The following is an 18,825-nucleotide window of genomic DNA, read 5'->3' as shown; positions in this document are numbered from 1 at the left end:
CGTCCCGGGGCGTCGCTTGCGGAATCCATATCGCTCCTTGAGAACACCCCGGCCGGGCGGGACCACCCGGAACCTGATGGGGCCTGCGTCATGGGAAGCACGGGACGCCGACGGCCACGCGTGCTCGCCGCGCCGCGGGCGCCCCCCGGGCGCCGGCATGCTTCACTCGGATGTCCAACCTAACGCCGCGTCAGGAAGCGTCCCGAAGGACACGCCGGGCGTCCGCTCCGGTGGTCAGGGCTGGTGGTCAGGGCTGGTGGTGGTCGGGGCCGGTGTGCTCGGGGTCGGGGCCGGTGTCGGGTGAACCGCCCATCATGCGGAACATCTCCCGGCCGCCGGTGCGCAGGAAGCGGATGACGAAGGCGGCGGCCAATGCGAGAAAGACGATGTTGAGCCAGGTCGTGTAGTCCCAGCTCACCCCGCCCGTGGGGACCTTCGCCTTGGAGTTGTCGGGGATGATGCCCAGGCCGCCGAAGACCAGCTCGACCAGGTATCCGGCGATGACCATGGCCGCGTAGAAGGTGACGAAGAGGAACACCGTCATCCTCGTGCCGTAGTACTTCCGGTAGATGTTGAGGATCGGCAGGATCAGCAGGTCGGCGAAGATGAACGCCACCACGCCGCCGAAGCTGATGCCGCCCTTCCACAGCACGACGGCCAGCGGCACATTGCCGACGGAGCAGACGAACGAGGCGACGGCCACCAGCGGGCCGATCAGCGGCCCCCACAGCTTGGACGCCAGCGGGTGGCCGGCGAAGAAGAAGGCGCGCCAGAAGGAGTCCGGTACCCAGGCGGCGATGGCCCCGGCGATGAGCAGGCCGACGACCAGGTCCCGCAGGATCGCCGCCCACTCCATGACGAAGACGTGCGCGGTGGAGGTGAAGCCCTCGCCCGACAGCAGCCGATTCATGAAGGACCCCTCGCGCTGGACGGACATGTCCATGGCCGCGTGTCCCTCCATGGACCCGGCCACCCCGCGCGCCGCCTGGGTGCGGGCCTCGCGCAGCAGCCTCCCGCTCAGGAACACCCGGAACAGCAGCGCCAGGACGACGATCATGACCGGTCCGCCGGTGAACTCCGCAGCGGTGAACTGCCAGCCCATGAGCAGCGCCAGGATCACCCCGAGCTCCACCACCAGGTTGGTCGACGCGATCTCGAAGGCCATCGCGGCGGTGAAGTCCGCTCCCTTGGTGAACAGGGAGCGGGCCAGGGCCACGGCGGCGTACGAGCACGAGGACGAGGACACGCCCAGCCCGGAGGCGACCACCAGCGTGCGCGGGCGGTCGTCGCCCAGCAGGCGGACGACGCTGGCCTTGCGCACCACCGCCTGCACGATCGCAGACAGGGTGAACCCGAGGATGAGGGCCCAGGTGATTTCCCAGGTCATCGATCCCGTGATCGACAGCGCATGCAGGATCGCGTGCACCTCTCAGCCCTTCCATGAGACAGGCAAACCCTCCGGCTATCCGGATACCCCCATGAGTACGTGAACTCCGGGGCGCACCGCAGGTCCACCACCCCGGAAGCCCGCGAACCACACGCATGGCCCCCGCCGGGGGACACCCGGGCACCGAACTGCCCGGGGACGTCCGCCCCCCGCGCGGCCTGTCAGTGCGACCGCATACTGTCTGCGCATGGATCATGAAACAGATGTCCGGCTGGCGGCCGGCCCCGACGAGAGCAGGTACCTGGACGCGGTCTTCGTTCCCGGGGCTCAGCTCGGAACGCGCTCCGATGATCCGACGGCATTCGTCCGGGTCGTCGAGGTGAGGGACGTGACGAAGATCCGCATCCCCAGCGGCCGTCTCGTCGTCGACTCGCCGTGGCCGGAGGACGACGACCCGTTGCCGGGCCCGCACGTCGGCCGCGAGCTGGCCGTGCGGATCCCGGCGGGCGTCTTCCGGGTGGAGGCCGCGTGGACCGAGGCACCGTACGAGTTCATGGGCGAGCGTTTCGCTGACCGGGAGGTCGCCGCCGTCCGGCTGTGCATCACCGAGGACGCCGTGACCAGGTGGGAGATGGCACTCGGGGTCGAGGACGACATCGAGACCGTTCACGCTGGTGAACGGGTCGGATTCGACTCCGAGACCGGCATGGGATGCTTCGCCGACGCCGCCGCCTGGGAGGCTTTGACAGCGCCCTTCCGGGCGTTCTGGAAAGGGGCACGAGAGGGCATCGGTCAGCCCCGTGACACGGAAAGCCTCTGCAACGACTTCTTCGAGCGCGTCAGTGACGAGGGACACGGGGCGGACCTGCTGGCGTTCACGGCTGAGGGAGCCTGCGCCGTCTGGCTGGGGCGCACGGCGACGGGGGCCCTTGCCTCGGTCGCCGTGGCCGACGGATACCACGCCGTCGCCGGGAATCCCGGGCGCTGACGGTGCCGCCGAAGCCACGGGCTCCCGAGCGGGGCCGTGGTTCGCGGTCGGTCGGCGGGGAAGGAGATGTTCATGTGTCGCCTCTTCGGACTGTCCAGTGCACCCCATCGGATCAAGGCCACTTTCTGGCTGGTCGAAGCTCCGGACAGCCTGGAGGTGCAGAGCCGGGGAAACCCGGACGGGACCGGGGTGGGCGTCTTCACGCCCGACGGAGCCGCAGTGGCCTACCGCCAACCCCAGGCCGCGTGGGAAGACCGTGACTTCGCCCTGGAGGCGGGCGAGCTGGAGTCCGCCACGTTCGTGGCGCACGTGCGCTTCGCCTCCACCGGGGAGCTGACCACAGCCAACACGCACCCCTTCGAGCAGGACGGTCGGCTGTTCGCCCACAACGGCGTCATCGAGGGCCTGGACCAGCTGGACGCCCGGCTGTCCGAGCTGGGCGCCGACTCGGCGGCGCTGGTGCACGGCCAGACTGATTCCGAGCGCTTCTTCGCCCTGATCACCACCGAGATCGGCCGGCACCACGGCGACGTCACGGCCGGGATCACTGCGGCCGCGAACTGGGTGGCCGCCCAGCTGCCCCTGTTCAGCATCAACCTGGTCCTCACCACGCCGGACGGCCTGTGGGCGCTGCGCTACCCCGAGACCCACGAGCTGTTCGTCCTGGACCGCGCCGCGGGCGGCCCGGGCACGGCAGACCCCCTGGACCACGCGGACGCCGACAGCCGGGTGCATGCCCGGTCGTCCGATCTGGCCCAGGTGTCCTGCGTCGTCGTGGCCAGCGAGCGGATGGACGACGACCCCGGCTGGCGCCTCCTTGAGCCGGGAGAGCTGATCCGGGTCGGTCCGGACAGCGCGATCACCTCGTCCCTCGCCGTTGCCCGCCCGCCCGCGCACCCGCTGGCGGTCACCGATCTGCACTCCCGCGCCGCAGCCTCGCAGAGCGCCCACTGAACTGCCTGACGAAGACCTGATGCTGGGTCATATCTGGTTCCGGGGAGGGCTTTTCCCTTTCACTTGTCGTGCGCATGGCTGACATTTCAGCTACTCGGGAGTACGTTGGCGGGCGCCGAGCATCTGCTCGCATCCGCCCCGCCGCAGCCCGGGAGGGTCATCCATGCGCCGATCCCGAAGTGTGCCCCGCCCCGGCCGACGATCCCGCCGCGCGTCCGTGATCGTCGCGTTCGCCGCGGCGGCTGCGCTGATCGCCCCTGCCGCCACCAGTGCCGCACCCAGAACGAACGCCGATCTGCCTGCGGCGGCATCGGCCGTCACCGACTACTGCGGCGGCCAGTGCTCCGACATCCTGCCCCCGGGCGAGAACGGCAACGAGACGCTCGCCCAGATCCTGCTGTTCAAGGTGTTCGGCACCCGGCCGACGAACAACAACGACCAGCTGGCGCCCTACTCGAACCTGGTCTCCTCGTACACCGGGCTGACCGACTCGCAGATCGACACCTTCTACAACAGCTCCGCGCTGGGGGTTCCGGCCAACCAGGTCCAGCGGGTCGAGCGGCCCGAAAGCGGAGTCACCATCGTCCGCGACACCAGCGGCATACCGCACATCTACGGCGACACCCGCGCGGAGGGCGAGTTCGGGGCGGGCTACGCCGGTGCCGAGGACCGGCTGTGGGTGATGGACCTGATGCGGCACCTGGGCCGGGCCGAGCTGACGTCCTTCGCCGGCGGAGCGCCGGCCAACCGGACCCTGGAGCAGAACCTCTGGCAGACCGCCCCCTACACCGAGGCCGACCTCCAGGCGCAGGTCAACGCGCTGGCGTCGGACGGCACGCAGGGCGCCCAGGTCAAGAGCGACATCGACAGCTACCTCGCCGGCGTCAACGGCTACATCGCCCAGGTGAAGGCGGCGGACGACTTCCCCGGCGAGTACGACCTGACCGGCCAGTCGATGCAGCCGTTCACCGAGACCGACATGATCGCCATCGCGGGCGTGGTGGGCGGCCTGTTCGGCAGCGGCGGTGGCGAGGCGATGCAGTCGGCACTGGTCAAGGAGGCGGCCGAGGCGGAGTACGGAGTCTCCCGGGGCGACCAGGTCTGGTCGGCGCTGCGCGAGCAGAACGACCCGGAGGCGACGCTGACCCTGCACAACGGCCAGAGCTTCCCCTACGGCGAGCCCTCGGGGACACCGGTCGCGGCCGCGATGCCCGACCCGGGCACGGTCACCCCGATCACCCTGGTGCAGAACGCGACCGGCTCGGCCGCCGCCTCGGCCGCCAAGCGCGCGACGGCGGCCCCGAAGGCCGGCTCGGCAGCGCTGACGAAGCTCGCCGCCAAGGTGCCCGCCTCGCTGCGCTCCCAAGTCGGCGCGGTGAACGGCATGTTCGACAGCGGTGCCATGCCCGGCGTCGACATGCCCGCCCCGGGCCAGCAGCACCCGGGCATGTCCAACGCGCTGGTGGTCTCCGGCAGCGAGAGCGCCTCCGGGCACCCGATCGCCGTGTTCGGCCCGCAGACCGGCTACTTCGCACCGCAGTTGCTGATGCTGGAGGAGATCCAGGCACCGGGGCTCAGCGCCCGGGGTGTGGCCTTCTCCGGGCTGAACTTCTACGTGGAGATGGGGCGCGGTCCCAGCTATGCCTGGAGCGCGACCTCCGGTGAGCAGGGCACCGCCGACACCTTCGCGGTGAAGCTGTGCAACACCGACGGCAGCCCGGCCACCAGCAGCTCCACCTCCTACCTGGACAACGGGGTCTGCACCCCCATGCAGAAACTGGAGCAGACGGACTCCTGGAGCCCGACGGTCGCCGACGGGACCGCGGCCGGCTCCTACGACCTGGTCATGTACCGCACCGCCTACGGCCTGGTGGACGACACCGGCGAAGTGGACGGGGCACCGGTGGCCTACACCGTGCAGCGCGCCACCTACATGCACGAGGCGGTGTCCGCGATCGGCTTCGAGATGTTCAACGACCCCAGCGTGATGGCCACGCCGGCCGGCTTCGAGAGCGCCGCGGCCCAGGTCGGCTACGACTTCAACTGGTTCTACGTGAACTCCACCGACACCGCGTACTTCAACTCCGGCCTCAACCCGGTACGTGCCTCGGGCACCGATCCCGACCTCCCGATCTGGGGCACTCCGGCCGACGAGTGGGTCGGCTGGAACACGGCCACCGACACTTCCGAGGACACTCCGCCCACGGCCCACCCCAACGCCACCGACCAGAACTACTTCGTCAGTTGGAACAACAAGCAGGCCCTGAACTACAGTGCCGCGGACGGCAACTTCAGCTACGGCCCGGTCCAACGCGTCGACCTGCTGGACCAGGGGATCAGCTCCTACCTGGCCAGCGGCGCGAAGTTCACCCGGGCCGCCCTGGTCCAGGTGATGGAGCAGGCGGCCGTCACCGACCTGCGCGGCAAGGAGGTGCTGCCGCTGCTGCTCCGGGTGATCGACAGTCAGCCGGTGACCGACCCCGCACAACAGGCCCTGGTCACCGAACTGACGACCTGGCTCCAGGCCGGCGCCACCATCACCCCCACCAGCGCGGGCGCCACCTCCTTCCAGAACTCCGCGGCGATCCAGCTCATGGACGCCTGGTGGCCGCTGCTGGTGCAGGCCGAGTTCGAGCCGGGGATGGGCAGCAGCCTGTTCACCGCCCTGAGCAACGACATGCAGGTCAACGACTCGCCCTCGGGCGGCCAGCAGATCGCCGGTTCCGGCGCCGCCTCGTCCAACCAGGCCCAGCCGCACAAGGGTTCGGCCTTCCAGTACGGCTGGTGGGGATACGTCAGCAAGGACCTGCGCGGAGTCCTCGGCCAACCCGTCCAGGACCCGCTGCCGTTGGCCTACTGCGGCAACGGCGGTGGCCTGGCGGCCTGCCGTACCGCGCTGCTGACCTCGCTGTCCGCCGCGGCGGCGGAACCCGCCGCCACGGTCTACCCCGCTGACGCGTACTGCTCGGCGGGCGACCAGTGGTGCGCCGACAGCATCATCCAGGACCCGCTCGGCGGGATCACCGACCCGGGAACGACCTGGCAGAACCGCCCCACCTTCCAGCAGGTGGTCGAGTTCCCGTCCGGGCCCTGACCCTCGCTGGGAGGCCCGACCTGAACGGCTGTTGACGACTCCGGCCCCGCCACCCAGGTGGCGGGGCCGGAGTCGTCGCGCGGGGAATCGGCCCAGTTTGCCGCCGGAGTGCATGCGATGGCCCAACCGGGACAGGAGACTCACTGAGGCAGTAATCCTGCTGTCTCAGGCCAATCCGGGTGTTTTCACCTCCGGCGAAGGGTGTTTCCGTGGAGAACGGCATGTGGGGCTACCAGGCAGACTCCGGCTACCAGACCGGTACCGACCTGACCGGCTACAAGGTCGAGGCGACCGACGGCCACATCGGCAAGGTGGACGAGCACTCGCAGGAAGTCGGCACCGGATACATCGTTGTCGACACCGGACCGTGGATCTTCGGCAAGCACGTCCTGCTCCCGGCCGGGACGATCACCTCCGTGGACGCCGCCAACGAGACCGTCCACGTCGGCCGCACCAAGGAAGAGATCAAGAACTCCCCCGAGTTCGACAAGGACAAGCACACCGGCAACGCCGACTACCAGCAGCAGGTCGGCAGCTACTACGACGGCAACACGTCGCTCAGCTGACCTGCCGACGCACCGGGTCGTGGCCCGCACAGATCATCTGTGCGGGCCACCCCCGTGTCCGCCCGGGGTGTTCCCCGCTGGTCAGTAGGCGGGTTGGGCGCGCGTCGTTGACGAAGGCGTCCTCGGCGAAGGTGGCGAGGATCGCGTCCTCGTCGAATGCCCCATCGCCGACGTCAAGGCGGTGCTGGCCACGTCGGACGCGACGGCGCGCGGCGAGGTGATCGCCGCCCACCTGGACCGCCTGGAGACCGAGCTGGCCCGCACCCGCTCCGCGGTCGAGTCCCTGCGCAACCTGCTGCAACGCCCCGCGGCGGCCCCCATCGAGCACCGCGCGGTTCCGCCCTGCACCGCCATGGGCATCGCCGCGACCGTGGACCGCAGTGACCTGGCGGCGTGACGGCAGGGTGCCCTGGCGGAACTGCACGCCGCGGTCCAGGCCCAGGCGCTGGAACCGACCGGTCCCAGCGGCGGCCTGTACGCAAGCGAGATCTTCCAGGACGACCGCGGCCGGGCCACGGTCTTCGTCCCGGTGGAGGGGCGCGTGCGCTGCATCGGGCGCGTCGAGTCCCTGGTCGTCCCGGGCGCGGAGCTGGCTGTCATCACCCACCGCGGCTCCCTGGCCGACATCGACCTCACCTACGGCGAACTGGGCGCCTACACGACCCGTCACGAGATCAGCGTCGCCGGCCCGCTGCAGGAGTACTACCTGCGCGACGCCCGCCACAGCCCCGACCCCTCCCAATGGGCCACCGAGATCGGCTGGCCCGTCTTCCGGGCGGTGCCGGACGAGCCGCCCGGTACGGCTCGTCGACGCTGATCCCGGCAGGGGGCCGGACCGGATCAGCCGGAGGCGGCGTCGAAGCGGAGCTTGGAGGTGATCCGGTAGCGGTCGCCCCGGTAGACGGACTGGGCGAACTCCACGGTGCGCCCGGTGGTGTCCCGGGTGGTCCGCTCGATCTGGAGGATCGGGGAGAACACCGGGACGTCCATGAGGTCGGCCTGCTGCGGGTTGGTCACCGCGGGCTCCAGGGTCTGGACGGCGTCCATGACCACGATCTGGTAGCGCTCGCGCAGCAGCTGGTAGAAGTTGCCGCTCTCCATGTCGGCCGGGGCCAGGCCGGGGACCAACTCGGCGGGCAGCTCCAGCCGTTCGATGGCGATCGGCTCGTCGTCGACGTTGCGGACGCGGACGATCCGCAGCACCGGGCTCTGGGCGTTCAGGCCCAGCCGGGCGGCCCGGTGCGGGCCCGCCGCGGCGACGGTGAACTGCACCACCCGGCTGGTCCAGTCGCCCTCGGCGGGCGGCACGGCCAGGGCGTTGGTGGTGGTCCCGGACATCTCCTGGGTGACCTTGTGCGGGCTGGTGAAGGTCCCGCGGCCGTGCTGGCGGACCAGCAGGCCGCTGCGGGTCAGCTCCTCGACCGCCGCGCGGATGGTCGGCCGGGAGACCCCGAGCTGCACGGCCAGGTCGCGTTCGGGGGCCAGGCTGGTGCCCGGGCCCGACTTCTCGATCACTTCGAGCAGGTGTGCGCGCACCAGGTCGCGCTTGGTGGTGGCCCGAGTGGGGGCCTTGTCGCTGCCGGTCACGTGTCCATCGTCCCAGGGTGTCGGAGTGCGGGCGATCGGTCGCCCGGCGGGCGGGGACGCCGGGGCGCGCTGCCCAGCGCGCCGAGCCGCTTGCGGTGGTGCGCCAGCCTGCCCTGGAACTCGGTGAAGTCCCGTCGGCCCTCGCTCCAGGCGACCTCGGCCAGCGCGCACAGCCGGGGGTAGGCGAGGTAGGTGACGTGCTCGGGCGTGGGCGCGTACTCGGTCCACAGCTGCGCCTGGGTGCCCAGCACGCCCGGTGCGCTGTCGGCGGCCGGGTCGGCGGAGGGCAGCGGACCGGTCGTCGGACCGGCCAGCGGGTCGAACGCGTAGACGTCGGCCAGCCGCACCGTTCCTCCGGGCTGGCCCTGCGGCTCCCCGGGGTCGTCGCTCTGCGGGTAGTCGAAGTACGTCGACCGGTGCGGCGCCATCACCACCTGGTGGCCGCGCGCCACCGCGTGCGCGCCGTGGGCCGGGTCGCGCCAGGCGCCGAGGACGATGCCGGACGGCACCGTGCCTGCGGCGTAGCCCTTCTCGTCCCAGGCCACGGCCCGGCGTCCGGACCCGGCCAGGAAGTCCCGCATCCGGCCCAGGAACCAGCCGTGCAGCTCGGCGGGCGAGGCCAGGCCCAGCCGCCGGGCCCGGTCGCGGGCCTGCGGGCTGTGCTGCCACTGCACGGTGGGGCACTCGTCGCCGCCGAGGTGCACGTAGCGGGAGGGGAAGACCTCCATGGTCTGCGCGAGGACCTGTCGGCAGAAGTCCAGGGCCTGGTCGCTGACGGCCAGGATGTCCTCGCTGACGCCCCAGCTGGTCCACACCGGCAGCGGGTGCCCGGGGCGGTTGCCCAGCCCGGGGTAGGCGGCCAGCACCGCGCGGGCGTGCCCGGGCATGGTGATCTCCGGGACCACGCTGACCCCGCGCGCCCGGGCGTAGGAGACCAGGCCGCGCAGTTCGGCCTGGGTGTAGTAGCCGCCGTGCGGGGTGCCGTTGCCGGGCACCGGTCCGCCCGGGCCGCCCGGCCCGAGCGCCGACTCGGCGCGCCAGGCGCCCACCTCGGTCAGCCGGGGCAGGCCGTCGATCTCGATCCGCCAGCCCTGGTCGTCGTTCAGGTGCAGCTGGAACACGTTGAGCTTGTGCAGTGCCAGCTCGTCGACGAAGCGGTACAGGAACTCCAGCGGCAGGAAGTGCCGGGCGACGTCCAGCAGCGCGCCGCGCCAGGCCAGCCGGGGCCGGTCCCGGACGTCCGCGCAGGGCCACCACCAGTCCTCGGCGCGGGCGGCGGCCTGGTCCAGGGCGGCCGGCGGCAGCAGCTGCCGCAGCGTCTGCACGCCGTTCAGCAGCCCGGCCACCCCGGGGGAGGCCAGGGTGACCAGGTCGGGCCGGATGCTCAGGGTGTACGCCTGGTTGCCCGCCGAGTCCGGCGCGGCGGGGGAGAGGGACAGGGCGATCCGCGGGCCCGCGGCGCTGCGGGCCCGCCCGCGGCCGAGGTAGCCGGCGAGCAGCTCAGCGGCCGCCTCGGTCCCGGGCCCGACGTCCAGGTGCAGATCCGGGCCGATGACGAACCGCCCGGGGTGCGGGGTGAGCTCGGTGGGACGGGGGATGATCACGGTGGCCTTTCGGGGCTGGCGGTGGGAGCGGGTCAGTCCTTGACGGCCCCGGCGGTCATGCCGGCGACCAGGCGGCGCTGGATGAGCATGAAGAACACCACCACGGGCAGGGCGAACAGGGTGGAGGCGGCGATCAGTCCGCCGTAGTCGGTGCCGGTGCTGGTGCTGAAGGAGACCAGCCAGACCGGCAGGGTGTAGTGGCTCTGGTCCTTCATCAGCACATAGGCGAACAGGTAGTCGTTCCACGCGGTGATGAAGGCGAAGACGCTGGTGGCGATGATCCCCGGCATGACCAGCGGCAGCAGGACGCTGCGGATGACGGTCATCCGGCCGGCGCCGTCCAGCATCGCCGCCTCCTCCAGCTCCACCGGAATGCCGTGCAGGAACCCGCGCAGGGTCCAGATGGTGAACGGCAGCACCATGGCGACGTACGTCAGCACCAGCCCGACCAGGGTGTTCAGCAGGTCCGCGCTCTTGAGGCCGAGGAAGACCGGGATCAGCAGGGCCGGTTGCGGGACCATCTGCACCACCAGGACGGCGATCAGGAAGCCGCGCCGCCCCAGGAAGCGGAACCGGGCCAGCGCGACGGCCGCGAAGAACGCCAGCACGATCGAGAGCAGCACCACCGCGCAGGTCACCACGGCGCTGTTGGCCAGGTCGGTCAGGAACCCCGGTTTGCGCACCGCGTCGGCGAAGTTGGCCAGGGTGAACGGGAACGGCAGGAACCGCGGGGTGGTGCTGAGGATGTCGCCGTAGGGCTTGAAGGCGGTGTCGACCATCCAGTAGACGGGGAACGCCCATAGGAGGCAGAACAGCACGGCGGCGGCGTTCAGCGCCCGCCGGTGGCCGGGCCGTCGGTTCGGGTTCACAGGTCTTCTCCCGACCGCACCAGCCGGCGCACGTAGAAGGCGGTGAGGACGAGCAGCAGCAGGACCGACACGACCGCGATCGCGGCGCCCTGGCCCAGCGAGTTGCTGCTGAACGCCGTGGTGAAGGACCAGATGCCGAGCGTGGTGGTGCCCTGGTTCGGGCCGCCCTGGGTGAGGATCCAGATCTGGTTGAAGACGTTGAAGTCCCAGATCACCGAGAGGATGCCGACCAGCCCCAGGACCGGCCGCAGAAACGGCAGGGTGATCGCTCGGAACACGGTCACCGGGCCCGCGCCGTCCAGCGCCGCGGCCTCGTAGTAGGCGCGCGGGATCTGCGTCAGCCCGGCGTGCAGGGTCAGCGCCACGAACGGCACGGACTGCCACACCACCAGCAGCCACACCAGCAGGAAGGCCGAGGCCGCCGAGGTGGTCCAGTCGTGCTGGGTCAGGTCGCCGAAGAGCCCGGTCTGCGTCAGCAGCCAGTTGACGACCCCGTAGACGGGCTGGAACAGCCACTGCCACACCAGGGTGGAGGCCACGTTGGGCACGGCCCAGGCGGCGATCAGGCACAGCGTGACCGCAGTGCGCATCCGCCGGCCCAGGGCCCCCAGCATCAGCGCGACCAGCATGCCGACGACCAGCGTCCCGGCCACCAGCGCGGCGCAGAACCCGGCGGTCCGCAGCAGCACCGGGACCAGCTCCGGATCGGACAGCACCGCGCGGTAGTTGGCCCAGCCGGCCCAGGGCACGACCCCGGTGAACAGGGCGCGCAGCCCGTAGTCCTGGAAGGAGATCAGCACCAGCCGGGCCAGCGGATAGCCCAGGACCAGGGCCAGGACGGCGGCGGCGGGGAGCAGCAGCAGGTACGGGAACGCCGCGCCGGTGCGCCGCAGCGCGGGCCGGGCGGGGGCCGCCGCCCGCTCGGCGGCGCGCCCGGGGCGGGGTGCGGTGGAGGTGGCCATGGTCACTGGGAGGCGTTCAGGGCCTGGTCGAGGTGGGCGTCGAAACCGGCCGCGGCCTGGGCCACCGATGTGCGCCCGGTGGCGATGTCGGCGAAGAAGGTGTTGATCGACGTGTCGCTCTCGATGGTGGCCCAGCCGGGGGTCGCCGGGGTGGACACGCTGTCCTTGGCCGCTTCGAAGAACGCGGCCGATGTCGGCGGCAGACTGCCCTGGGTTGAGTCGATGAGCTGGGTGGAGACCGGCGTCCAGCCGTCGATGCCGACGATGGCGCTGCTCTGCACGGCCGGGCTGGTGGCCGCCTTCAGGTAGGCCACGGCGAGGTCCTGGTTCCGGCTCTTGGCGGCGACGCCCAGGTCGGAGCCGCCGAGGAAGACCGGCTGGTCGTGGCCGGGAACGGCGCCGGGGAAGGGAAAGGTGCCGATCTGGCCCTTGAGCGCCGGGTTGTCCTTGAGCACGGTGTTGATGCTGGTGTCCAGGATGGTGGCGGTCTTGCCGGAGGCGAACATCGCGGCCTGGTCGGGGGTCTTGGTGTCGACGTTGCGGGAGGCGGGGGAGGAGTAGGTGTTCTGGAAGGACTTCCACGCCTGCAGCCCCTGCTGGGCGGCGGGTGTGCCCAGTGCGCCGGTCCACCTGCCGTTGCTCTCGGTCGCCAGCTCGCCGCCCGCGTCCCAGACGAACTGCAGCGCGCCGTACCAGTACTGGCCGGGGAAGTTGAAGGCGGAGAAGCCCGGCTGGGGGTTCTTCGCCCTGATCCGGTCCAGGTCGGCGGTGAGCTGGGCGAAGCTGGTCGGGGCGGTGGTGACCCCGGCGGCGGCCCAGATCCTCTTGTTGTAGATCACCGCGCGGTTGCCGGCGAACAGCGGTGCGGCGTAGACCTTTCCGTCCACGGTGGCCGGTCCGACCAGGCCCGGCAGCCAGGTCTGCCCGGCCGACATCGAGGACTCGTCGGCGGTGATGTCGCTGAGCGCGCCGGTGGCGGCGAAGAGCGGGACGTCGGTGTTGCCGATCTCGACCACGTCCGGCGGGTCGGACTGCGCCAGCGCGGTGCTGATCTTGGTGTTGATGTTCGCCCACTGCTGGATCTGGATGTCCACCCTCGCGCCGGTGGCCTTCTCGAAGGCGGCATTGATCGCGTCGGTGGCCTGGGTGCTGAGGTCGCCGTCCATCAGCCACACCGTCAGCGTCCGGGGACCGGTGGTCCTGGCGGCGGCCGTGCCGTGGTCGGTCGAACCGCTGCCGCAGGCGCTGAGGGACAGGGCCGCGGCGGCGGCACAGGCGCACCAGGCCAGGGATCTCGTGTGCATGGGAACTCTCCTCGACGGCCGGGGGATGAGGGGGTGCTCGGGAGGGCCGACGGGGCTGCTGCGCCGGCTGCTGGACGCAGACGCTCCCACCTAACCTCTGGTCATGTCAATGGGTGGAAACCCGATCTGCATCCCCACCTGCGAAGGGGAAGAAAAGGGGTGTGCGAGCGACAGCAGATCATGATGTCGGCCTTGACATGGGGAGTTCGGGCAATCACCTTGTACGTCAACCGGCACATGTGACATGACCAGTGGTCATCCATCGTGGGTGTCCCATGCTGCCGCAGTACCGCGCCGGATCCCCGCCCCTCCCGAGCACGGATGCCGCCGACGCGCCCCCACGGCCCCGGCCGACGCCGGGCCCGCCTCCCCCACAGGAGTCCCCATGGAGCACGCCCACCCCCGCCCACGCGGGATGCGCCGCGCACTGCTCGCAGCCGCCTCGCTGGCCTGCACCGCCGTCGCGCTCTACCCCACCGTCCACGCCGCGCACGCGGCCGGCCCGGCCCTGACCGTGCTCTACAAGACCAGCACGGCCGCCACCGCCGACGAGGCCGAACCCTGGCTGGAGGTCGTCAACAACACCTCGGCCGCCATCCCGCTCAGCCAGATCACCCTGCGCTACTACTTCAGCGCCGACACCACCGTGCCCTACACCTTCGCCTGCGCCTGGGCCGTGCCCGGCTGCTCCAACATCACCGGTACCGTCGTCGCACTGGCGAACCCCACCGCCACTGCCGACCACTACCTCCAGATCAGCTTCGGCACCGACGCCGGCAGCCTGGCCCCCGGCGCCAACAGCGGCGACCTGGAACTGCGGCTGTACCGCAGCGACTGGCAGGACGTGAACCAGGCCGACGACTACTCGTTCAACGCCGCCGACACCGGCTACACCGCCTCCAGCCAGGTCACCGGCTATGTGAACGGCGCGCTGGCGTGGGGCACCGAGCCGAACGGCGGCACCGCCTCACCGACCCCCACGCCCACGCCGACCGGGGGCGCTTCGCCGACACCGACGCCGACGCCCACCGGCCCCACCGGTGCCCCGCCGTCCGGCGGCACGCTGTTCGACGACTTCCACTACACCGGCCCCACCGACCCCGCCCTCAACGCCCACGACTGGACCATCCGCACCGGCTCCGGCGGCCCGGGCATCGCCAACACCTGGACCCAGAACGCGATCAGCTTCCCCAGCGACCCGACCGCCCAGGGCGGCAAGGTGATGCAACTGGAGGCCACCACCGACGGCACCGACACCACCCAGGCCGAAATCGACACCACCAGCGAGAAGTTCTTCGAGGGTACCTACGCGGCCCGGGTCTACTTCAACGACGCGCCCACCACCGGGCAGAACGGCGACCACGTCAACGAGACCTTCTACACCATCTCCCCGGACAACTCGCTCTACAGCGAACTGGACAACGAGTACCTGCCGAACGGCGGTTGGGGCGCGCCCGGCCCGACGCTCTACACCACCAGCTGGTACAGCGCGGACGCCATGAACCGGCAGACCCACAACGTCATCAGCAGCCTCCAGGGCTGGCACACCCTGCAGATGACGGTCGAGGACGGCACCGTGACGTACTACGTCGACGGTCAGGAGTACTTCAGCACCACCGGCATCTACTACCCGCGCGAACCCATGACCATCGACTGCAACGAGTGGTTCATCGACCTCTCCGGCGCCAGCGGGGCGCGCACCTGGGACGAGAAGGTCAACTGGGTCTACTTCAACAACTCCGGCGCGCTCACCCCGGCCCAGGTCACCAGCACGGTCGCCGGCTACTACGGCAGCGGCACCCACTTCGTCGACACCGTCCCCAACTCGTAACTCCTCAGCTGTAACAGCTCGTTGCCCCCGCCCGGTCCGCGCACATGCCCGTGTGCGGACCGGGCCCGCCGCTGGGGCGGTAGACCTCACGTCGGGCCGCGCCGCGCCCGCGCCATACTCGTCGCACCTTGCGACCAGGAGGCAGCGTGAATACGTTCAGGCCCGACATCATCGACACCGAGCGGCTCACCCTGCTGCCGCTGCGGGTGGAGCACGCCGACGAGATGGCCGCCGTGCTGTCCGATCCCGACCTGCACACGTTCATCGGCGGCGCGCCGGAAAGCGTCCAGGCCCTGCGCGCCCGCTACGCCCGCTGGGCGGTCGGCTCGCCCGATCCGGCGGTCTCCTGGTGCAACTGGGCGATCCGCCTGCGCACCGCCGGGTGCCTGGCCGGCACGGTGCAGGCGACGGTCACCGCCGATGACTGTGGAGCCGTCGCGGAGATCGCCTGGGTGGTGGGAACCCCCTGGCAGCGGCAGGGGATCGCCACCGAGGCGGCCCGAGGGCTGGTCGCCTGGCTGCGGGAGCGCCCGGTGCACACCGTCATCGCCCACATCCACCCCGACCACCAGGCGTCCGCCGCCGTCGCCGCCGCGGCCGGACTCACCCGCACCGACCAGTGGAGCGACGGAGAGCTGAGGTGGCAGCTGACCACGCTCCATGCCTTCTAAAAAGTGATATCACTATGCTAGATTTTTGCCTGGTAGATCACTGCTCACAGGGAGGCGTTCCGATGACCACGGAACTTGATCAGGAACCACCGCTCCGCATGCCCGAGGCGCCGGTGAGCGAGCGGAACGGATACAACATCCCCGGCTGGGGCCCGCTGGCCCTCGGCGTGGCCCTGATCGTCGTCGCCATCGTGCTGCGGGGCGTCAACGGCTGGTGGAACGTGGCCCTGTTCGTGGTCGGCCTGCTCGCCCTCATCGGCCTGACGCCCGTCGCCCCCGGCCAGGCCCGCGTGCTGTCGCTGTTCGGCCGGTACACCGGGACGATCCGCGCCACCGGCCTGCGCTGGGTCAACCCCTTCACGCTGCGGCGCCGGGTCTCCACCCGGGTGCGCAACCACGAGACGGCGACGCTGAAGGTCAACGACGCCGACGGCAACCCCGTCGAGATCGCGGCCGTCGTGGTCTGGCAGGTCGAGGACACCGCCAAAGCCGTCTACGCCGTGGACAACTTCGTCCAGTTCGTGGGGATCCAGACCGAGACCGCGGTGCGCCACATCGCCACCGGATACCCCTACGACGCACGCAGCGAGGGCCAGATCTCGCTGCGCGAGCACACGGGCGAGATCACCGGGCGCCTGTCGGCGGAGATCGGCGCCCGGGTCGCCCTCGCCGGTATCAGCGTGGTCGAATCCAGGATCACCCGACTCTCCTACGCGCCGGAGATCGCGCAGGCGATGCTGCGCCGCCAGCAGGCCGACGCCGTCGTCTCCGCGCGGCAGCGGCTGGTGCAGGGCGCGGTCGGCATGGTCCGCCAGGCCCTCGACTCGCTGAGCGCGGAGGGTATCGTCGAGCTCGATGAGGAACGCAAGGCCGTCATGGTCAGCAACCTGCTGGTGGTCCTGTGCAGCGAGCAGGCCACCCAGCCGGTCGTCAACACCGGCACTCTCTACCAGTAGGCCGGGCCGGAGCGGCCATGAGTGAACGCAAACAGATCCTGCTGCGCCTGGACCCCGCCGTCCACGACGCCCTGGTCCGCTGGGCCGGGGACGAACTGCGCAGCACCACGGCCCAGATCGAGTACCTGCTGCGACAGTCCCTCTCCCAGGCCGGACGCCTGCCGAGCAACGTCGGCCAGCTGCCCCGTCGCGGACGCCCCCCGAAGGACCAGCCGCCGGAACCCCAACTCCCCACCGGCGGCTGACGTCCGGCGTCCCCCGGTCGGGCCCACGGCCCGCGCTGCGGTTTCATCTGAATTAGCGCTAAACTAATCAGTGCCAAGGTTTCGAGGGAGGTGCGGTGGAAGCGGTGCAACTGCGGCAGGTGTTCGATGATCTGGTTCGCTTCGAGACCGTCCTGTGGAACTCCGTGGACGCCCGGCTGCGGCAGGAGTGCAGCCTGCCGCTGGGGAGCCTCAACGTGATGATGGCCATCGCTTCGACGCCCTCCTGCCGGGTGTACGACATCGCCAACGCGCTGGCCATCACCGTCGGCGGCACCAGCCAGGCCGTTGACCGCATCGAGGCGTTGGGCTACTGCGCCCGCCGCCCGAACCCTGCTGACCGTCGCTCCTCGATCCTGGAACTCACCGAGGCGGGAGAGGAGTTGCTGGCGACTGCGGGAGCGGTCTTCGACCGGGAGCTGGAATCCCTGCTGCGTGCACCGCTCTCGGAATCCGAACTCGGGCACCTCGGTACCGCCCTCGCCACCGCCCGAGCCGCCGCCGTCGCCCGAGCCAAGGCGCCCGGCGCGGCTGACTGACCCGTCCAATGAACGGCGACGCATCCGCCGGATCGAACAAGGGAGCCATGCATGACGCGGTACCTGATCTCGTTTGATGACGGCGCGATGGCCTTCCTCGAGGAAGAGCTGCCCGAGGTGGCCGAGGCCGCGCACGAGGTGATGCGTCAGGCTCAGGACGCCGGTGTGTGGGTCTTCGGCGGCGGACTGGAAACCCAGCAGGCGAGCATCGTGGCCACCGATGGGACTGTCACCGACGGCCCGTACCCGGAGACCAAGGCGGTGCTCGGCGGGTTCGCGGTCCTCGATCTGCCCTCACGCCAGGACGCGCTGGAGTGGGCCGCCAAGTTTGCCGCCGCCTGCCGCTGCGCGCAGGAGGTCCGCGAGATCCTGCCCGACCCGACCGTCTGATCGTCACCGAGGCCCCGCCCCGGTACCGCATCAGGCAACGTCCGCCCCGTCGCATGCGCTTGCAGCCTGTCGATCACCTCCCGTAGGTTCGGCCTCATGAGTGAGGTTGAACCTACGGGCATGCGGTGACCGGCTCGCTGTTCCTGTCCGGTGGCGGCGGTGCGGAGGACTCCCTCCGGCTGGACACCGCGTTTGCTTCAGCAGTGGGCTCCGGACCGTTGTGGTACTGGCCGGTTGCCATGGTTCCGGCTGAAAGCGACTATGCCGCCTGCCTGGAGTGGGTGACCGGCGTATTCTCGCCCCTCGGACTGAACGACATCCAGATGTGGGACGGTGCAGGCGACGAGCCGGCCCGACGCCTACCGGAGTTCCGCGGGGTGTACATCGGCGGGGGCAACACCTTCCGTCTACTGGCAGTCCTTCGACGCAACGGCCTCCTGACTGCGCTAAAGCGCTTTCTGGAGAACGGCGGAGCTGTCTACGGAGGAAGCGCGGGCGCGGCGGTGATGGGTGTCGACATCACGACCGTTGCGCACCTCGATGTGGACTCCTGCCACACGACCGACACCCGGGGCCTTGATCTGCTGGCGGGACACGGGGTGTTCGTGCATCACCGCCTCCAGGACACGCCACGTGCGCGGGAGTGGGCGCGAGAGAACCGCCGGCCCGTCGTGGCCCTGCACGAGCGAGCCGGAGCAGTGGTGGCAGACGGGCAGTTCACCGCTGTCGGATTCGAACCGGTGCACCTCGTTGGGGACCAGGTGCGGAGCCTGCAGCCAGGTGAGAGCGTCATGCTGCCACTCACCACGCCTGATACTCAACCACGCTGACCCACGGCCGGGTCCGTGGCAGGCTCGGGC

At 70.6% G+C, this 18,825-nt stretch carries 19 protein-coding genes; 13 read left to right on the top strand and 6 right to left on the bottom strand.

Translation table 11 applies throughout. The features are described 5' to 3' along the window. Nucleotides 1-247: 247 nt before the first annotated feature. A complete protein-coding gene (locus GXW83_RS18365) occupies nucleotides 248-1,426 on the bottom strand; it encodes a permease (RefSeq protein ID WP_182444124.1) in 1,179 nt (392 codons plus the stop codon). A 208-nt stretch (nucleotides 1,427-1,634) separates the two neighbouring features. Between GXW83_RS18365 and GXW83_RS18360 the strand changes: the two genes are divergently transcribed. The 6 genes from GXW83_RS18360 (at nucleotide 1,635) to GXW83_RS18335 (ending at nucleotide 7,806) form a co-directional block, all read left to right on the top strand. Then, complete coding sequence (locus GXW83_RS18360; protein ID WP_182444123.1) at nucleotides 1,635-2,375, top strand: DUF4241 domain-containing protein; 741 nt, start codon at nucleotides 1,635-1,637, stop codon at nucleotides 2,373-2,375. A gap of 72 nt (nucleotides 2,376-2,447) precedes the next feature. After that, the gene (locus GXW83_RS18355; RefSeq protein WP_182444122.1) at nucleotides 2,448-3,329 is read left to right on the top strand and encodes a class II glutamine amidotransferase; all 882 of its coding nucleotides are present in this window, start codon (nucleotides 2,448-2,450) and stop codon (nucleotides 3,327-3,329) included. A gap of 163 nt (nucleotides 3,330-3,492) precedes the next feature. Continuing rightward, nucleotides 3,493-6,423, top strand: coding sequence for a penicillin acylase family protein (locus tag GXW83_RS18350; protein ID WP_182444121.1), 2,931 nt, complete (start codon nucleotides 3,493-3,495; stop codon nucleotides 6,421-6,423). A gap of 209 nt (nucleotides 6,424-6,632) precedes the next feature. Next, the gene (locus GXW83_RS18345) at nucleotides 6,633-6,989 is read left to right on the top strand and encodes a PRC-barrel domain-containing protein (RefSeq protein WP_182444120.1); all 357 of its coding nucleotides are present in this window, start codon (nucleotides 6,633-6,635) and stop codon (nucleotides 6,987-6,989) included. Between the two features lie 181 nt (nucleotides 6,990-7,170). After that, nucleotides 7,171-7,386, top strand: a complete 216-nt coding sequence (locus GXW83_RS18340) for a hypothetical protein (protein WP_182444119.1) — start codon at nucleotides 7,171-7,173, stop codon at nucleotides 7,384-7,386. Between the two features lie 12 nt (nucleotides 7,387-7,398). After that, nucleotides 7,399-7,806: a GyrI-like domain-containing protein gene (locus GXW83_RS18335; RefSeq protein ID WP_182447397.1), complete on the top strand. Its 408-nt coding sequence runs from the start codon at nucleotides 7,399-7,401 to the stop codon at nucleotides 7,804-7,806. A gap of 23 nt (nucleotides 7,807-7,829) precedes the next feature. Here the strand turns inward: GXW83_RS18335 and GXW83_RS18330 are convergent, their stop codons facing one another. The 5 genes from GXW83_RS18330 to GXW83_RS18310 are packed head-to-tail and all read right to left on the bottom strand — an operon-like array spanning nucleotide 7,830 to nucleotide 13,315. Then, nucleotides 7,830-8,576 carry a GntR family transcriptional regulator gene (locus GXW83_RS18330; RefSeq protein ID WP_182444118.1) on the bottom strand — a complete coding sequence of 249 codons (747 nt, stop codon included), beginning with the start codon at nucleotides 8,574-8,576 and terminating at the stop codon, nucleotides 7,830-7,832. Beyond that, nucleotides 8,573-10,180 (bottom strand): beta-N-acetylhexosaminidase, encoded by a 1,608-nt coding sequence (locus GXW83_RS18325; protein ID WP_182444117.1) that lies wholly within the window; start codon nucleotides 10,178-10,180, stop codon nucleotides 8,573-8,575. The genes GXW83_RS18330 and GXW83_RS18325 overlap by 4 nt, the downstream gene beginning before the upstream one ends. Nucleotides 10,181-10,212: 32 nt before the next feature. Then, nucleotides 10,213-11,049, bottom strand: coding sequence for a carbohydrate ABC transporter permease (locus tag GXW83_RS18320; RefSeq protein ID WP_225447079.1), 837 nt, complete (start codon nucleotides 11,047-11,049; stop codon nucleotides 10,213-10,215). Further along, the gene (locus GXW83_RS18315; protein WP_182444116.1) at nucleotides 11,046-12,011 is read right to left on the bottom strand and encodes a carbohydrate ABC transporter permease; all 966 of its coding nucleotides are present in this window, start codon (nucleotides 12,009-12,011) and stop codon (nucleotides 11,046-11,048) included. The genes GXW83_RS18320 and GXW83_RS18315 overlap by 4 nt, the downstream gene beginning before the upstream one ends. Nucleotides 12,012-12,013: 2 nt before the next feature. Then, on the bottom strand, nucleotides 12,014-13,315 hold the full coding sequence (locus tag GXW83_RS18310; RefSeq protein WP_182444115.1) for an extracellular solute-binding protein: 1,302 nt from the start codon (nucleotides 13,313-13,315) through the stop codon (nucleotides 12,014-12,016). Nucleotides 13,316-13,700: 385 nt separating this feature from the next. Between GXW83_RS18310 and GXW83_RS18305 the strand changes: the two genes are divergently transcribed. The 7 genes from GXW83_RS18305 to GXW83_RS18275 all read left to right on the top strand — a co-directional run bounded on the left by GXW83_RS18305 (nucleotide 13,701) and on the right by GXW83_RS18275 (nucleotide 18,795). Continuing rightward, the gene (locus tag GXW83_RS18305; protein ID WP_182444114.1) at nucleotides 13,701-15,146 is read left to right on the top strand and encodes a cellulose binding domain-containing protein; all 1,446 of its coding nucleotides are present in this window, start codon (nucleotides 13,701-13,703) and stop codon (nucleotides 15,144-15,146) included. 146 nt (nucleotides 15,147-15,292) lie between these two features. After that, the gene (locus GXW83_RS18300) at nucleotides 15,293-15,817 is read left to right on the top strand and encodes a GNAT family N-acetyltransferase (RefSeq protein WP_182444113.1); all 525 of its coding nucleotides are present in this window, start codon (nucleotides 15,293-15,295) and stop codon (nucleotides 15,815-15,817) included. A gap of 62 nt (nucleotides 15,818-15,879) precedes the next feature. Beyond that, nucleotides 15,880-16,773, top strand: a complete 894-nt coding sequence (locus GXW83_RS18295; protein ID WP_182444112.1) for an SPFH domain-containing protein — start codon at nucleotides 15,880-15,882, stop codon at nucleotides 16,771-16,773. A gap of 17 nt (nucleotides 16,774-16,790) precedes the next feature. Continuing rightward, nucleotides 16,791-17,018, top strand: coding sequence for a hypothetical protein (locus tag GXW83_RS18290; protein WP_182444111.1), 228 nt, complete (start codon nucleotides 16,791-16,793; stop codon nucleotides 17,016-17,018). 95 nt (nucleotides 17,019-17,113) lie between these two features. Further along, complete coding sequence (locus GXW83_RS18285; RefSeq protein ID WP_225447078.1) at nucleotides 17,114-17,575, top strand: MarR family winged helix-turn-helix transcriptional regulator; 462 nt, start codon at nucleotides 17,114-17,116, stop codon at nucleotides 17,573-17,575. 51 nt (nucleotides 17,576-17,626) lie between these two features. Beyond that, nucleotides 17,627-17,965 carry a YciI family protein gene (locus GXW83_RS18280; protein WP_182444110.1) on the top strand — a complete coding sequence of 113 codons (339 nt, stop codon included), beginning with the start codon at nucleotides 17,627-17,629 and terminating at the stop codon, nucleotides 17,963-17,965. A 125-nt stretch (nucleotides 17,966-18,090) separates the two neighbouring features. Further along, the gene (locus tag GXW83_RS18275; protein ID WP_182444109.1) at nucleotides 18,091-18,795 is read left to right on the top strand and encodes a Type 1 glutamine amidotransferase-like domain-containing protein; all 705 of its coding nucleotides are present in this window, start codon (nucleotides 18,091-18,093) and stop codon (nucleotides 18,793-18,795) included. Nucleotides 18,796-18,825 lie beyond the last annotated feature (30 nt).

Source organism: Streptacidiphilus sp. PB12-B1b, from assembly GCF_014084125.1.
In the GTDB taxonomy this organism is placed as follows: Bacteria; Actinomycetota; Actinomycetes; order Streptomycetales; family Streptomycetaceae; genus Streptacidiphilus.
This window is presented reverse-complemented; position numbering and strand designations above follow the sequence as displayed.

Bases quoted from the DNA above. Each gene is read 5' to 3' on its own strand.
- GXW83_RS18360 (WP_182444123.1), top strand. From the start codon at position 1,635: ATGGATCATGAAACAGATGTCCGGCTGGCGGCCGGCCCCGACGAGAGC.
- GXW83_RS18355 (WP_182444122.1), top strand. From the start codon at position 2,448: ATGTGTCGCCTCTTCGGACTGTCCAGTGCACCCCATCGGATCAAGGCC.
- GXW83_RS18350 (WP_182444121.1), top strand. From the start codon at position 3,493: ATGCGCCGATCCCGAAGTGTGCCCCGCCCCGGCCGACGATCCCGCCGC.
- GXW83_RS18280 (WP_182444110.1), top strand. From the start codon at position 17,627: ATGACGCGGTACCTGATCTCGTTTGATGACGGCGCGATGGCCTTCCTC.
- GXW83_RS18310 (WP_182444115.1), bottom strand. From the start codon at position 13,315: ATGCACACGAGATCCCTGGCCTGGTGCGCCTGTGCCGCCGCCGCGGCC.
- GXW83_RS18305 (WP_182444114.1), top strand. From the start codon at position 13,701: ATGGAGCACGCCCACCCCCGCCCACGCGGGATGCGCCGCGCACTGCTC.
- GXW83_RS18295 (WP_182444112.1), top strand. From the start codon at position 15,880: ATGACCACGGAACTTGATCAGGAACCACCGCTCCGCATGCCCGAGGCG.
- GXW83_RS18315 (WP_182444116.1), bottom strand. From the start codon at position 12,011: ATGGCCACCTCCACCGCACCCCGCCCCGGGCGCGCCGCCGAGCGGGCG.
- GXW83_RS18290 (WP_182444111.1), top strand. From the start codon at position 16,791: ATGAGTGAACGCAAACAGATCCTGCTGCGCCTGGACCCCGCCGTCCAC.